The following is a 15,227-nucleotide window of genomic DNA, read 5'->3' as shown; positions in this document are numbered from 1 at the left end:
CTTGCATGAAGGTATTAGTAATCGGAAAAGGCGGGCGTGAACACGCGCTCGTCTGGAAGCTAGCACAAGATGAACGAGTCAAAACGATTTATGCCGCGCCGGGAAATGTCGGGATGACGGAAGCCACATGTGTCCCGATTCGGGAAGATGCCATCAGTGAGCTTGTCCAATTTGCTAAAGACGAACAGGTTGATTGGACGATTGTCGGACCAGAGGGCCCACTTGTCCTCGGTGTCGTCAATGCCTTCGAAGCAGCGGGTCTTAAGATTTTTGGTCCTTCGCGTGAAGCGGCGGCACTTGAAGGAAGTAAACAGTTCGCCAAAGGATTGATGGAACGGGCAGGGATTCCGACGGCAGCATTCGCTGTCTTTACATCGGCAGAAGAAGCGAAAGCGTATGTCTCCCGTCAAGGGGCACCGATCGTCATCAAAGCAGATGGTCTCGCAGCAGGTAAAGGCGTCACGGTGGCGACGACGCTTGATGAAGCAGTTCGCGCAATTGAAGACATCTTCGCCGGTGACTTCGGTGACCAAAGTAGTGTTGTCATCGAAGAATGTCTCGTCGGAGAAGAGTGTTCCTTGATGGCATTCGTCCATGAAGAGACCGTCATCCCGATGGTCTTGTCGCAAGATCACAAGCGCGCGTTCGACGGTGATGCCGGACCGAATACCGGTGGAATGGGTGCTTACAGCCCGTTGCCTCAATTCGATGAACAAGCCGTCACGGATGAAGCGATGACACGGATCTTGCGTCCCCTTGTCGAGCAGATGGCAAGCGAAGGGATTCCCTTTACAGGATTCTTATACGCGGGTCTGATGTTGACGAACCGCGGACCGTCCGTCATCGAGTTTAATGCGCGGTTCGGGGATCCGGAAACAGAAGTCATCTTACCGCGTCTCGAAACTCCCTTACTCGATGTCATCATCCCGCTCACAGCAGGTGAGGAACCTGAAGTCCTGTGGTCCGATGCTGCGACGGTCGGTGTCGTCATCGCGGCAGACGGGTATCCGGAACGACCGCAGACAGGACAACCGATTGATCTTACATCAATCGATTCGAAAGTCTTAGTCTTTCATGCCGGGACGACAGAAAAGGACGATACACTCGTTTCAGCAGGCGGGCGTGTCCTCGTCTGTGTCAGTCAAGCCGCGACGATGGAAGCAGCAGTCGCTGATATTTATCAAGGGTTAGCTTCGTTTGATCAAACCGGTTTCTTTTACCGGACGGATATTGCGAAAAAGGCGTTTCGGACAACATGAATTTAAAGGAAACTGTTATGTAAAAAGCCAAGCGATTTCGCTTGGCTTTTTTTTGAAAGAAGGGTTTTGACAAAAGGTTTTTCCTTCTTGTGCTTTTCCTTGTAAGAGTCACGAGAAGCGAAAGCTGTGTCGGGATGTCGTTTTTTGAGAGGTTGGTTTTGACAAAAAGATTCTTTCTTCTCGTGCTTTCCTCGGGCGAGGCGCGAGCCGTTGCTCCTTGATTCTACGAACAAGTAGCAGGGTCTCGCCTGCCTCTGACAGCGCGAACCGCGCTTTTTCCCGCAGGAGTCACGAGAAGCGAAACTTTTGTCAGGACGCCGTTTTTTGAATGAGATCTCTTTTTAAACAGTATAGTTTTTTGAGAGGATGTTTTTGACAAAAGATTCTTCCTTCTCGTGCTTTCCTCGGGCGAGACGCGAGCCGTTGCTCCTTGATTCTACGAACAAGTAGCAGGGTCTCGCTTGCCTCTGACAGCGCGAACCGCGCTTTTCCCCGCAGGAGTCACGAGAAGCGAAACTTTTGTCAGGGTGCCGTTTTTTTGAATACTGCTCTAAAAAACAGCTGTGTCAGGACGCGACTTCCGACTTGAATCGCTTCTTAGCGAAAAGCAATCAAGAGCGACCCTGCAGCGTAGCGAAGCGGCGCGAAGGATTGCCGCTAGAAGACGATTCGAGGAGGAGAGGAGCGGCTGACATGATAAGCATCAGGTTCGATACAGTCCAACACCGGAAAAAATGTGAGAAGAGCAGACGTTCAACCGAAGGAATAAGCAAAAGTTGATTGTCTTCCTTGATAGTTTTGTGTTATTTTGTCGAAATAGGTCGGATATACATGAAATTACCTTGAAACTTTTTTGATAACATTTTAGTATAAGAAGTATAAGAAAGCGTTTTCAGAAAATAAAAGGAGGTCGAGCTTTCGTGAAAAAGAATTGTGGAAGGTCCCCTTGGACGAAAACTGAAGTACGTGGTCACCAAGCGGTCATCAGCGGACAGCTTGCACCTACACTCGTACTTGAAAATGCGACGTACTTAAATCATGGGTTGAAAGCATGGCGCACGGCGAATATCTGGGTTAGCGGAGACCGGATTATCTATGTCGGACCGGATATGCCGGACCAGGCGGACGAGGTCTACGATGCAACAGGGAAATTCATCGTACCAGGATACATTGAACCGCATGCCCATCCCTTCCAATTATATAATCCGGCGACGCTCGCGAAGTTTGCTGCGGAGCGTGGAACGACGACACTCGTCAATGATAATATGCTCCTTTTGTTAGAGCCCGTCGAGCAAGCGTTTGCACAAGTTGAAGCGTTAGCGGATATTCCGACATCGATGTATTGGTGGGCACGACTCGACGCACAGACGGAACTTGATGCAGATAGTATCTCGATTGACAACAAGCGGATTCAAGCCTGGCTCAAACATCCCCAAGTTATTCAGGCGGGAGAATTGACAGGATGGCCCCGTCTTTCACAAGGCGATGATGAGTTACTTCAATGGATGCAGGACGCGATGAAGCTCGGAAAACCGATTGAAGGGCATTTCCCGGGAGCATCTGCGAAAACCCTGACAAAGATGGCACTTTATGGCGTAACGAGTGACCATGAGGCGATGACGGTCGAGGAAGCATTGACGCGTCTTGAATTAGGATATACGACGACGATTCGTTACTCATCGATTCGTCCTGATTTACCGGACATTTTTGCAGGACTTGTCGAAGCCGGATTACAAAATTATGAAAAGGTTCTCGTGACGACAGATGGTTCGACACCGTCCTTCTATAAGTCTGGTTTGATGGACGAGACGGTCCGCTTGATGCTTGCTGCGGGAATTCCGGCAGAAGAAGCGTACCGGATTGCCTCGTACAATGCAGCACGTCACTTTAATCTTGATCATCTCCTGGGAAGTATCGCACCGGGACGGATTGCCCACTTAAATATTTTAGAAGCGATCGATCAACCGACACCCGTCGATGTCCTAGCACGCGGGACGTGGGTCCGGCGCGACGATATTCCGTGCTACCCCGTTGAAGCACTCGATCAAGCGATGGAATTAATGCAGAAGTCTGAAGTCAGCGTCTCATTGACGGATCAAGATTTTTCATTCAGCATGCCGGTTGGTCTTGAGATGATCAACTCGGTCATCATGAAATTGTATCAAGTTGAACATGATACGAGTGTGCCTGTCTTACCTGCCGATTGCAATGAGTCGTTTTTAATGTTGCTTGATCGGCAAGGGAAATGGCGCCTTAATACGGTTTTGAAAAACTTTGCGACGAACGTCGGGGGGATGGTCAGTTCCTATTCAATCAGTGGTGATATCTTAATGATCGGGAAATCGAAACAAGATATGCAGGTGGCGTTTGAACGGATGAAAGCATTCGGTGGGGGAATTGTTCTCGTCGAAGACGGGGAAGTGATTGCCGAGATTCCGTTGACGTTGATGGGACAGACTTCTGATTTACCGCTCGAAGACTTAATCGTTCAGGAAACAGCATTGCGTGAAGCCTTGTTCGCACGGGGGTACCAATTCGAAGATCCGATTTATACGTTATTATTCCTAGCATCGACGCACTTGCCGTATGTCCGCATCACGCCGCAAGGCATCTATGAAGTCCTTCGGAAAAAAGTTCTTTTCCCAGCGATTTTACGCTGATGCTTGAAATTTAAAACGTCGCGCTTTAAACTATTAAAGAGTGATTGAATGGGAAAGGAAGTTACAAGATGCAACTCGATAAATTACGAGGGAAAGAACTCGACCAATTATTTACGGCCATCATGAAGATGGATTCATTAGAAGATTGCTACACTTTATTTGAAGATTTAGCGACGGTCAACGAGATTCAAGCGCTTGCGCAACGTCTCGAAGTGGCACGTCAACTACGTGAAGGAAACACGTATCATAAAATCGAGAAGGCGACCGGGGCGTCGACGGCGACGATTTCACGTGTGAAACGTTGTTTGAACTATGGCTCTGGTGGTTACGATTTAGCGTTAGCACGTTTAGGTTTGAAAGAAGAAACAGTAGCGGATAACTAATCGGTTATCCGCTGCTTTGATGAAGGAGGACGAACCTGGATGGATTTAGCGTTTCAACAAAAGATTCAGCATTTCATTCGAAAACTGACGCCGATCCAGTCGCTCGTCATCATCTATTTCGTTGCTGTCATCATCGCAATCATTTTATTAGGACTACCGTGGTCGACCCGTGGAGACTATGACTGGGATTTTACAGACTTGGTGTTCATGGCGGTTAGCTGTGTCAGTGTGACCGGATTGACGACCGTTTCCGTCTCCGATACGTTTACGACGTTCGGATATTTTATGATCATGATTTTGGTGCAGGTAAGTGGAATTGGCTTGATGTCGCTCCATATCGCGATGTGGGTCATCTTGGGGAAGCGAATCGGTTTTCGAGAACGGCAACTCGTCGTTCGTGATCAAAACCAGACGACGATGCAAGGGGTCGTCAAATATATCCGTGAAGTCATCTTAATCATTCTTTCCATTGAATTGATCGGTGCACTTATTTTAGGCCTTTATTATACGAAATACTTTCCGACGATCGGTGAAGCAATGTTGCAAGGTGTCTTCGGTTCAGTCAGTGCGACGACGAACGCGGGGTTCGATATCACAGGAGAGTCGCTTCTTCCGTTTCGAGGAGACTTATTTGTCGTCTTTATGCAAATCGTCTTATTGACACTCGGTGCGATTGGTTTCCCTGTACTTGTTGAAGTGCGACGATACTTTGCCTACCGGGCAACACGTCAATCGACACGACAACCGTATCACTTTTCGTTATTTACGAAACTGACAGCCTCGACGTTCTTCATCCTCGTCCTGTTCGGGACAGGCAGTCTGTTGCTGTTTGAATGGAACCAGTCCTTTAAAGGATTACCGATTGATGAAAAAATTGTCGATGCGCTGTTCCAGTCGGTTACGACACGAAATGGTGGATTGACGACGGTTGATATTACGACATTTTCACAAGCTTCCGTCTTCGTCTTATCCATTTTAATGTTCATCGGTGCTTCTCCATCATCCGTCGGCGGGGGGATCAGGACAACAACGTTTGCTGTTGCATTACTTAGTGTTGTCGCCTTCATCCGTGGAGAATATGGAATCAAGATTTTCGGACGTGAAATTGACCAATCGGACATTTGGAAATCGTTCGTCGTCATTGTCGTTTCGACGGGAGTGACGATCATCGGATTGATTGTCTTGCTCATGTTCGAGGATGCACCATTCCTCGTGCTGTTCTTTGAAGCATGTTCCGCGTTCGGAACGACCGGGTTATCGCTCGGAATCACGAGTGAGTTATCGAATGTCGGAAAATGGACATTATCGATTTTAATGTTCATCGGACGAATCGGTGTCATCTCGTTTGTCTTACTCTTAAAAGCGAATCAGCCAAAACGAAAATACAATTATCCGAAGGAATCCGTCATTATCGGTTAAGGAGACGATTGCATGAATCGTGCATTTTGGATTAATTTTGGTTACATCTTTGCTGTTCCGGCGTTGCCATTTCTGGCAATCGTCAATGGACGGGCACTCTGCTCGCCTGAATCATCGTTACTCGACGTCCCGGTGCTCGGTTTTTTTCTCGCTGAGCCATGGGCATTTGCCGTCCTTTACGGATTTTTAGCGCTCGGACTCGCAGCACTCTTAACGAAACGACGCGCGACTACTTGACCTATCTCGCCCTGCGCGAGATGGGTTTTTGTTTTATACTAATTAGAGATGAACAAGATAGGAAGGATGGGACGAACGTGTTACTACCGTATGATGAATGGCGGCATGTCTTTAAATTAGATCCAGCAAAAGAAATCGAGGAGACGACCCTCGCAGCAATCGCGACTTCTGGAACAGATGCAATCATCGTCGGCGGAACCGATGATATTACGCTGGATGCGACGCTCGACTTACTGATGCGTCTGCGAAGATATCCGGTCGCGGTCGCACTTGAAATTTCTGAGCTCGAAGCGGCGACGATGGGGTTTGATACGTATTTGACTCCGAGCGTCTTAAATAGTGGTACGCTAGAATATCTGGTCGAAAAACAGGTCGAAGCCTTACAGGAAGTCGGGCATATGCTGGCCCATGCCGACCTGGTCGGGGAAGGCTACATCGTCTTGAATCCGGAGGCGAAGGTCGCGCACGTCACAAAAGCAAAAGTATTACAGGACGAAGAAGTCGTCGCCTACGCTCAACTCGCGGACAGTGTGTTCCGTCTGCCGATCGTCTATCTTGAGTACAGCGGCGTCTATGGCAATCCGGAAGTCGTCGCAGCCGTCAAGGACGTCGTCCGGCAGGCGCGGCTGTTTTATGGGGGCGGAATCGATTCCGTCGAGCGGGCTCGGGAAATGTTCCGGTATGCTGATACAATTGTCGTCGGAAATATCATTTATGAGGATTTAAAAGCAGCACTTGCGACAGTAGAAGCAACGCGATAAAATATAAGAACAAAAGTTCGGAAAAAAGAAATGAGGCTATTACATGTTTAATTTAAGTGAACAGCTCGTGAGCGGATTGAATCCGGAGCAGGCGAAAGCGGTCAAACATACGGACGGTCCCTTGCTGATCATGGCAGGAGCCGGTTCGGGGAAGACACGTGTTTTGACGCACCGTGTCGCCTATTTGATGGCGGAAAAACAAGTCGCGCCATGGAACATCTTAGCGATTACCTTTACGAATAAAGCCGCACGGGAAATGCGTGACCGAATCGGTCGTTTAGTCGGCGGGGTCGCAAACGACATCTGGGTCTCGACCTTCCACTCGATGTGTGTCCGGATGTTACGTCGTGATATCGATAAGCTTGGTTACGACCGGAACTTTACAATCCTTGATTCAAGCGATCAGCAGTCGGCACTTAAATTGGTCTTGAAAGAACAGAACCTTGATCCGAAGAAATGGGATCCACGGTCGATGCTCTCTATTATTTCAAGTCAAAAAAATGAATTACGGAGTGCTGAGTTCTATGCGTCAATCGTGACAAATCCATATGAAAAAACAGTCGCTGAAATTTATAAAGGATACGAATCCGTCTTACGCCGCAATAATGCGCTCGATTTCGATGACTTGATCGGGAAGACAACGGAGTTATTCAAACAAGCACCGGACGTACTCGCCTTTTATCAAAAAAAATTCCGTTACATCCATGTCGATGAGTATCAAGATACGAACAAAGCCCAATACGATCTCGTTAACTTATTAGCAGCCGCACATCAAAACCTCTGTGTCGTCGGTGACTCCGACCAGTCGATTTATCGCTGGCGTGGTGCGGATATCGCGAACATCTTGTCGTTTGAAGAGGATTATCCGACAGCCCGCGTCATCTTGCTCGAACAAAACTATCGTTCGTCCAAACGAATTCTTGATGCGGCAAACCATGTCATCAAAAACAACAGTACACGAAAAGATAAAAAGCTTTGGACGGAAAATCTTGAAGGGGAAAAATTGATTATCCATACGGCGGAAAACGAGCGGGAAGAGGCCTTTTACATCGTCCAAGAAATTCGCAATTCGCTACGTTACGGGATGAAGCTTAACGACATCGCAATTTTGTACCGGACGAACGCTCAATCGCGTGCAATCGAGGAAACGTTACTGAAGTCAAACGTACCGTACAAAATGATTGGCGGAACAAAGTTCTACGATCGAAAAGAAATCAAAGACGTTCTTGCCTATCTCCGCCTGATTTCGAACCCGAACGAGGATTTATCCTTTGCCCGAATCGTCAATGAACCGAAACGAGGAATCGGGGCGACAACGATTGATAAATTACGTGACTTCGCTGATCTTCAGGGTGTGTCCTTGATGGATGCCATCCGTGATATCGAATTGTCGAATATCGCACCAAAGACGGCAGCTAAATTGACGGATTTCCGGACGATGATCATGGGGTTACGTCAGATGCAGGAATTTATCAGCATCTCGGAGCTCGTCGAGGAAGTTCTTGAAAAATCAGGCTATCGTCAAGTCTTAAAGGAAGACAAGACGCTTGAAGCACAAAGTCGTCTTGAGAACATCAACGAGTTCATCACTGTCGCGCAAAACTTCGAGAAGGAGACAGAAGGAGAAGATCCGGAAGACCGGACGATCATTGCCTTCTTGACCGACTTGACACTCGTCGCCGATGTTGATTCGCTTGATGAAACGGATCCAGGTGAGCAAGTCACGTTGATGACGTTGCACTCGGCGAAAGGGCTTGAGTTCCCGGTCGTCTTCCTGATTGGAATGGAAGAAGGTTTGTTCCCGCACAGCCGTTCGTTGCAAGATGAAGACGAGATGGAAGAAGAACGCCGCCTGGCCTACGTCGGCATCACGCGAGCAGAAAAACGACTTTATCTCTCGCATGCGCGGATGCGCTCGTTATACGGACGGACAAATGCGAACCAAGAATCGCGTTTCTTAGCCGAGTTACCGGAAGAAGTTATCGAACGGACTGGTAAAAAACCCAAACCACTCCCATGGGAAGATCGTCCGGTTCCGCAAGGGAAAGCTGTTATCGGTCGTTCGGTCACGAAACCGACAGCGATGAAAACATCCGGCGCCGAGTCACTTGGCTGGAATGTCGGGGACAAGGCAGAGCATGGTAAGTGGGGGCAAGGAACGGTCGTCCAAACACGTGGGTCTGGCGATAGTCTTGAGATTGATATCGCGTTCCCGGCAGTCGGGATTAAACGGCTGCTTGCAAAATTCGCACCAATTAAAAAGGTATGAGTGGAGGCGTCAAAATGGAAGACCAAGCACGCATCGAAGCATTGCGCCAAAAACTAAATCAGTACAGCTATGAATATTACGTAAAAGATCAGCCGACCGTACCGGATAGCACGTACGATCAATTGCTACGGGAACTGACTGAACTGGAAACGGCCCATCCGGAACTGATTACGGCGGATTCTCCGACCCAACGTGTCGGAGCAGCGCCACTCGAAGCATTCGAAAAGGTGACGCATGACTTACCGATGCTCTCACTTGGCAACGTCTTCGATGAAACGGAGATCCGGGAATGGGTCGAGCGGATTGAACGGTCGCTCGGTCGTGCAACGACATATGTCGCGGAGCTGAAGTTCGACGGACTCGCGATTTCTTTAAAGTATGAGGACGGACTACTCGTTCGTGGGGCGACACGAGGTGACGGAACGGTCGGGGAGAACATTACCCAAAACTTACGGACGATTAAAGCGTTACCGTTACGTCTGCGTGAGCAGGAGACGGTTGAAGTTCGCGGCGAAGCCTACATGCCGAAACAATCGTTCGAGCGCTTAAACGAGGAACGGACGGCACGCGAAGAAGCATTATTCGCCAATCCACGAAATGCCGCAGCCGGTAGCTTACGGCAACTCGACTCGTCGATAACGGCGTCACGCAATTTATCGTTATTCGTCTACGGTGTCGGCGTCAATACACTGACGGCGCGCTCTCATAGTGAAGCGATGGAACAACTGGCACAGCTCGGTTTACCGACGAACAAAGAAATGAAAACATGTCAGACGGTAGAAGATATTTTAGCGTTCATCACGTACTGGACGGCAGAGCGTGCGACATTGCCGTATGAAATCGATGGCATCGTGCTCAAGGTCGACCGCTATGACGATCAGGAAGAACTCGGATTTACGGCGAAGAGTCCACGGTTTGCGACCGCCTATAAATTTGCTGCTGAAGAAGTGATGACGACCGTCGAAGAAGTTGACTTTAGTGTCGGACGGACCGGGAAAGTGACACCACGCGCAAGGTTCGCACCCGTCGTCGTTGCCGGTTCGACCGTCAGTTATGCGACGTTACACAACGCGGACTTCATCACGGAAAAAGATATCCGCCTGCACGATCAAGTCATCATTAAAAAAGCGGGGGACGTTATTCCGGCTGTCGTCAGTGTCGTCGTTTCAGAACGAACGGGGGCGGAACAACCGATTGAATTCCCGAAACAATGTCCTGCCTGTCAGTCGGAGCTCGTCCGCCTCGAAGGTGAAGTCGACGTGCGCTGCGTCAGTCCGGAATGTCCAGCCCAGTTGACGGAAGGCATCATCCACTTCGTCTCGCGCCAAGCGATGAACATCGATGGGCTTGGTGAAAAAGTTGTCCGTCAACTGTATGAACATCAAGCAATTCGGACGCTTGCTGACTTGTATCGTCTCGATCGTGATGAACTCTTGACCTATGAACGGATGGGAGAAACGTCAGTCGATAAGTTACTGGCGGCAATCGAGGCGTCGAAACAAAATTCGCTCGAACGCCTCGTCTTTGGTCTAGGGATTCGTCTCGTCGGTCAAAAAGCAGCGTATCTGCTCGCAGAACGTTTTGATACGTTAACCGGAATCGCGCAAGCAAGTTACGATGAAATTGTGGCGATCGACGGAGTCGGCAGTAAAATTGCTGACTCGATTACGCAGTACTTCGAGCATCCGGAAGCACAGGCACTAATTCAGGATTTAGCAGCGCTTGGACTGAACCAACAGTTTCTTGGTCAACGGATCGATCAATCGAATGCACCGTTCTCCGGGAAAACGATTGTTTTGACCGGGACACTGGAATCGCTAAAACGTTCGGAAGCTGGAAAGCGTCTTGAGGTACTCGGTGCAGACGTGACCGGGAGTGTGAGTAAGAAAACCGATATCTTAGTCGCAGGTGAAAAGGCGGGGTCGAAGTTGACGAAGGCTGAATCACTCGGAATTGAGATTTGGGATGAGGCACGATTGCTGGAAGAATTGGCACAACACGAGGCGTGATTTAAAATAAGCGATTCAGAGTAGGGTCTACGCCTTAAAAAAATCCGAGCGATTCTTCTTTTGAAAAGAATCACTCGGATTTTTGTTTGTGTTTGAAAGCAGATGAAGTGCTAGACTCAATCAAGTGTTTCTGTTTTAATCAACACACCTTGTTTGATTAAACGGTTTGTCGCGGTTTCCGGTGGATCACAAGTGATGAGTGTAATCATCGGTTGTTTGACGTTTTGATCGAGAACGGAGAGATCCGTCGGCTTGACGAGTTTTGAACTTTCCATGCGGTACGTATAACGATGGTCTTTTGTGGTGACGATGACATCGGCTCCTGTTTTCAGTTGCGGTAACTTGTTGAAATGAAGTCCTTTCGTAAAACTTCGGTGTCCTGCTAAAGCATAGTTTCCTTTTCCCGGGGCACCGGTTTCTTTGATGTGCCCGATACTGCGATCAAGAACATCGGTCGAAGCTCCTTCTAAGATGACTTGTTCGAAATCAAGTGAAGGGATTGTTAAGAGTCCGTCACCTTTTGTCGCCAGTGGTTTTGTCGTTTCTTTTGCATCAACCGTTTGTAAGCTTTTTTTCCATTGTTGCTTTAAATCAGTCGTTGTTGCTTGTTTTTGATAGGTATTCCAAATGGGCCAAAGCATGAATAAAATGCCTGCTGATAAGAGAAGGAGCCCGATGACTTGTCGTTGTTTCATATAAGATTGTCCTTTCGCGCGATTAAAAGTCACGCAGTGCTTTTTGAAAAGTAGGGGAAAACTAGTGCTTCCCCGATTGAAAACGATTCTGTTATGATAAAGAGAACGATTTTAAAACATGGGGTGCAATGATGATGAGATATAGAAAAATGATAGCATTGACATTGACGAGCACACTATTTTTAGGTGCTTGTTCGATGGATCTATCACAAGACAGCGATACGAAAGAAGTCATTACTGAGAGCGAACAAGGTAAAGAAGTCCAAGCAGTTGTCAGTCCGGCAATCGATACGACCGATTCGTACTATCGAACGGTACTTCCGTTTCGGCCAAGCGTCGCCCGCGGGATGACACAAAAGCGGGTCAGCTCACGGCTTGAACTGGATGAGATTGAGACCGGGCTGATGCGCCATTCAACACAGTTTTTTGACCCGGAAAAATATTATTACCAAGAAGGTCAACTGCTGGAAGCGGACCAAATCGCAACGTGGTTGCTTCGAACAGGAAAAGCAGATACGAGTGGGAGTGATCCAGAAGGATTAAACCCGGCGTACACGACTGGAAAATCATATAAAGAGAAAAATCAGAAGTCTCCTTTGATTTTATCGCACATCTTAGAACAAGACTACATGCTCGAAGAAGATAAAAAACTCGAACTGGGTGGGACATCGATTGCGTTAGTCTTAAATAGTGAGTACGTTTTCCAAGATGAAAACTATGGTCCGACATATACTGTGAAATTAGATGAGAAAAAGGTCATTGAGCAAGGCAAGAAAATGGCAAACGAACTCGTCCAAAAGATGCGGAAGACGGACGGGATGAAGACGACACCGATCCACGTCGCCCTCTATTTACAAGAGAAAGAGGGTTCACCGGTTTCAGGTCACTACCTTTCATCGGCCTTCATCGGTCGCGGGAACCAAATTAGTGCGAATGACTGGAAAAATTATGATGAGAAGTATTACTACTATCCTTCTTCAGCAGCAACGAATGACGTTCGTGATGACGCGGCGAAATTCGACTTGTTCAAGGACCGCCTCGAAGACTACTTCCCGAACTACACGGGGATGATGGGTGAAGGATTCTATCAAGAGGGTGAATTGAAGAAGCTTGAAATTAAAATCCCGGTTCAATTTTACGGAAAAGCAGAACTTGTCGCCTTCATCCAATACGTGACGTATCTGCTTGAAAACCGGTGGGAGTATAACCGGAATGTTCCGACGACGATTACCGTCACGAACTTAAACGGAGATACGGAAGCGATGTTATTCCTCGAACCCGATACGAAAAAACCAATCGTTAAAATTCGTTGATAAAGTTTTTCCTGTAAGCTGAAGGATCCATGCACATGGGTCCTTTTTATTATGATTAAATTTTGGAATACAATAATTGAATTGAAATTAAGTTTCATAAAATGTACACTAAATGTATAACATGAAAACGAATTCTAAAAGAACGTCAAGTCAAAGGAGCGGATTGAATGAAGGGTGGTATCTTTTCACAAATTGAAGCAGTACGCGAGGAGTTGCCGTCCTCGTCACGAAAAGTAGCTGATTTTGTTTTATCCCACGCAAACGAAATCGCCGGGATGACGATTCATCATTTGGCAGAAGAATCGAATACGAGTGCTGCAGCCGTCGTCCGATTTTGTCGTGCGCTTGGATTAAAGGGGTATCCGGAACTGCGGATGCGGATTTCTGCTGATACGGCACGAACGGATTTGACAGGATATCACGATATCGAAGAAAACGAACGTCCAGCAGATTTAATCGAAAAAACGCTTAGTAACAGTATGCAAGCCCTACAAGATACAGCCAAACAATTGAACGATGTCCGAATCGCAGAAGCGACAAAAGCGCTCGATCAAGCACGTGCTATCTATTTTTATGGAATCGGTGCTTCGAACGTCGTCGCACTTGATGCAGCTCAAAAGTGGACGCGCGTCGGGAAGTTAGCGATTCAAGAATCGGATCAGCATCTTTTAGCGACACTCCTTGCAAATGCGAGTCCGGATGATGTCTTCTTCGCGATTTCTTACAGCGGGGAAACAGAAGAAGTCGTCGAACTGATGCGACTGGCAAAAATTCGCGGTTTAAAAATGATTAGTCTAACCCGATTTGGTGATAACCGAATCAGTCAGCTGGCAGATATCGCATTGTGGACATCGCGTGCACCGGAAGCACCGCTTCGAAGTGCGGCACTCAGTTCGCGCTTGGCACAATTGTTTGCGATTGATGTGCTCTTCTTGTCTTATGCAGCAATTCACTATACGGATACGATTGAACGACTTCAGTACACACGTGAAAGTGTAAAGATGTTGCACGGAAAAAAATAAGGGGGCTACTTAGTGGATCAGTCGATAGCGAGCCGGATCGAACAGCTATTTCCGGAAATGGTTGAACGCCGACGATATTTACATCAACATCCTGAACTTTCTTTTCATGAGGTTGAGACACCGAATTATATCGCAAGTCGTCTCGAAGAACTTGGAATCGAAGTCCGACGAAATGTCGGAGGACGTGGTGTCGTCGGAACGATTCGAGGAGGAAAACCGGGGAAAACGGTCGCATTACGGGCAGATTTTGATGCGTTACCGATTCAAGATGAAAAAGCGGTTGATTATCGTTCGACTGTTCCAGGAGTCATGCACGCGTGTGGTCATGATGGTCATACCGCGACATTACTCGCCGTTGCGGAAGTTCTCGCCAGTCAAAAAGAACAGCTGACGGGAAATGTCGTCTTGATTCACCAGCATGCAGAAGAAGTGGTACCGGGGGGAGCGCGTGAGATGATTGCTGACGGCTGTCTTGACGGAGTCGATGTCATCTTCGGAACGCACCTTTGGTCGACGACCCAGCTGGGGACGATCGGAACACGGGTCGGTCCCGTCATGGCAGCGGCGGATAAATTCGAGTTAACGTTGTTCGGCCGAGGCGGACACGGGGCAAAACCGCACGAAACGATTGATGCCGTACTACTCGGGGCGACCATCGTCAAAGAACTTCAAAGTATCGTCAGCCGTCGTCTCGATCCATTGCAGCAAGCCGTCTTGACGATCGGGACGCTTCATGCCGGGAATACGTTCAACGTCATTGCTGACCGGGCACAATTGACGGGGACCGTCCGGACGTTTGATGAGACGGTTGCTCAAAAAATCGTCTCGGAGATGGAGCGGACGATTAAAGGGATTTGTGATGCAGCGGGTGCGACGTATACGTTTCACTATGAAACAGGGTATCCGGCTGTCATCAATGACTTGGTTGAGACACGTTTTTTAGAAGCTGTCGCCCGCGACGTGATCGGGGATACAAGTGTATTTGAAATTGATCCGACAATGGGCGGGGAAGACTTTGCCTATTATTTAAAGGAAGTTCCGGGGACGTTCTTCTTTACCGGTGCAGGTGATGCATCACATTATCCGCATCATCATCCACGATTTGACTTTGAAGAGCCGGCGATGGTCGACGCAGCGAAGATATTAGTCGAAGCGACATTACGTTATTTAGCGACACGGTAATCGAAAAAGGCGTTCCAC

Annotated in this window: 12 protein-coding genes; 11 read left to right on the top strand and 1 reads right to left on the bottom strand. The window is 48.1% G+C overall.

All coding sequences use genetic code 11. The annotated features are described in order from the left end of the window. Positions 1-5 precede the first annotated feature (5 nt). The 8 genes from purD (at position 6) to ligA (ending at position 10,997) form a co-directional block, all read left to right on the top strand. On the top strand, positions 6-1,259 hold the full coding sequence (purD, locus tag KNQ02_RS12075) for a phosphoribosylamine--glycine ligase (protein WP_214808636.1): 1,254 nt from the start codon (positions 6-8) through the stop codon (positions 1,257-1,259). A 920-nt stretch (positions 1,260-2,179) separates the two neighbouring features. After that, a complete protein-coding gene (locus tag KNQ02_RS12070) occupies positions 2,180-3,919 on the top strand; it encodes an adenine deaminase C-terminal domain-containing protein (RefSeq protein WP_088836281.1) in 1,740 nt (579 codons plus the stop codon). A 68-nt stretch (positions 3,920-3,987) separates the two neighbouring features. Further along, a complete protein-coding gene (locus tag KNQ02_RS12065) occupies positions 3,988-4,302 on the top strand; it encodes a YerC/YecD family TrpR-related protein (RefSeq protein WP_029332595.1) in 315 nt (104 codons plus the stop codon). A gap of 39 nt (positions 4,303-4,341) precedes the next feature. Next, positions 4,342-5,721: a TrkH family potassium uptake protein gene (locus KNQ02_RS12060; RefSeq protein ID WP_088836282.1), complete on the top strand. Its 1,380-nt coding sequence runs from the start codon at positions 4,342-4,344 to the stop codon at positions 5,719-5,721. 12 nt (positions 5,722-5,733) lie between these two features. Further along, positions 5,734-5,958, top strand: a complete 225-nt coding sequence (locus KNQ02_RS12055; RefSeq protein WP_088836283.1) for a hypothetical protein — start codon at positions 5,734-5,736, stop codon at positions 5,956-5,958. 77 nt (positions 5,959-6,035) lie between these two features. Next, positions 6,036-6,719, top strand: coding sequence for a heptaprenylglyceryl phosphate synthase (pcrB, locus tag KNQ02_RS12050; protein ID WP_353048337.1), 684 nt, complete (start codon positions 6,036-6,038; stop codon positions 6,717-6,719). 43 nt (positions 6,720-6,762) lie between these two features. Then, complete coding sequence (gene pcrA, locus KNQ02_RS12045; RefSeq protein WP_088836285.1) at positions 6,763-8,988, top strand: DNA helicase PcrA; 2,226 nt, start codon at positions 6,763-6,765, stop codon at positions 8,986-8,988. 14 nt (positions 8,989-9,002) lie between these two features. Further along, a complete protein-coding gene (gene ligA, locus KNQ02_RS12040) occupies positions 9,003-10,997 on the top strand; it encodes an NAD-dependent DNA ligase LigA (RefSeq protein ID WP_214766753.1) in 1,995 nt (664 codons plus the stop codon). Positions 10,998-11,113: 116 nt separating this feature from the next. Here ligA and KNQ02_RS12035 read toward each other — a convergent pair whose 3' ends face one another. Beyond that, positions 11,114-11,692, bottom strand: a complete 579-nt coding sequence (locus KNQ02_RS12035; protein WP_214766752.1) for a class D sortase — start codon at positions 11,690-11,692, stop codon at positions 11,114-11,116. A gap of 149 nt (positions 11,693-11,841) precedes the next feature. On the opposite strand from KNQ02_RS12035, the gene KNQ02_RS12030 reads away from it, so the two are divergent. The 3 genes from KNQ02_RS12030 (at position 11,842) to KNQ02_RS12020 (ending at position 15,209) form a co-directional block, all read left to right on the top strand. Next, complete coding sequence (locus tag KNQ02_RS12030) at positions 11,842-13,005, top strand: CamS family sex pheromone protein (protein ID WP_251132020.1); 1,164 nt, start codon at positions 11,842-11,844, stop codon at positions 13,003-13,005. Between the two features lie 167 nt (positions 13,006-13,172). Further along, positions 13,173-14,027, top strand: coding sequence for a MurR/RpiR family transcriptional regulator (locus KNQ02_RS12025; RefSeq protein WP_088836288.1), 855 nt, complete (start codon positions 13,173-13,175; stop codon positions 14,025-14,027). Between the two features lie 57 nt (positions 14,028-14,084). Then, positions 14,085-15,209: a M20 family metallopeptidase gene (locus KNQ02_RS12020; RefSeq protein WP_214808646.1), complete on the top strand. Its 1,125-nt coding sequence runs from the start codon at positions 14,085-14,087 to the stop codon at positions 15,207-15,209. Positions 15,210-15,227: the final 18 nt, after the last annotated feature.

The organism is Exiguobacterium sp. s102, from assembly GCF_018618635.1.
GTDB classification, from domain to species: domain Bacteria; phylum Bacillota; class Bacilli; order Exiguobacteriales; family Exiguobacteriaceae; genus Exiguobacterium_A; species Exiguobacterium_A oxidotolerans.
This window is presented reverse-complemented; position numbering and strand designations above follow the sequence as displayed.

Coding starts and splice junctions, on each gene's coding strand:
- KNQ02_RS12065 (WP_029332595.1), top strand. CDS start 3,988: ATGCAACTCGATAAATTACGAGGGAAAGAACTCGACCAATTATTTACG.
- KNQ02_RS12025 (WP_088836288.1), top strand. CDS start 13,173: ATGAAGGGTGGTATCTTTTCACAAATTGAAGCAGTACGCGAGGAGTTG.
- pcrA (WP_088836285.1), top strand. CDS start 6,763: ATGTTTAATTTAAGTGAACAGCTCGTGAGCGGATTGAATCCGGAGCAG.
- purD (WP_214808636.1), top strand. CDS start 6: ATGAAGGTATTAGTAATCGGAAAAGGCGGGCGTGAACACGCGCTCGTC.
- KNQ02_RS12060 (WP_088836282.1), top strand. CDS start 4,342: ATGGATTTAGCGTTTCAACAAAAGATTCAGCATTTCATTCGAAAACTG.
- KNQ02_RS12020 (WP_214808646.1), top strand. CDS start 14,085: ATGGTTGAACGCCGACGATATTTACATCAACATCCTGAACTTTCTTTT.
- KNQ02_RS12035 (WP_214766752.1), bottom strand. CDS start 11,692: ATGAAACAACGACAAGTCATCGGGCTCCTTCTCTTATCAGCAGGCATT.
- KNQ02_RS12030 (WP_251132020.1), top strand. CDS start 11,842: ATGATAGCATTGACATTGACGAGCACACTATTTTTAGGTGCTTGTTCG.
- ligA (WP_214766753.1), top strand. CDS start 9,003: ATGGAAGACCAAGCACGCATCGAAGCATTGCGCCAAAAACTAAATCAG.
- KNQ02_RS12055 (WP_088836283.1), top strand. CDS start 5,734: ATGAATCGTGCATTTTGGATTAATTTTGGTTACATCTTTGCTGTTCCG.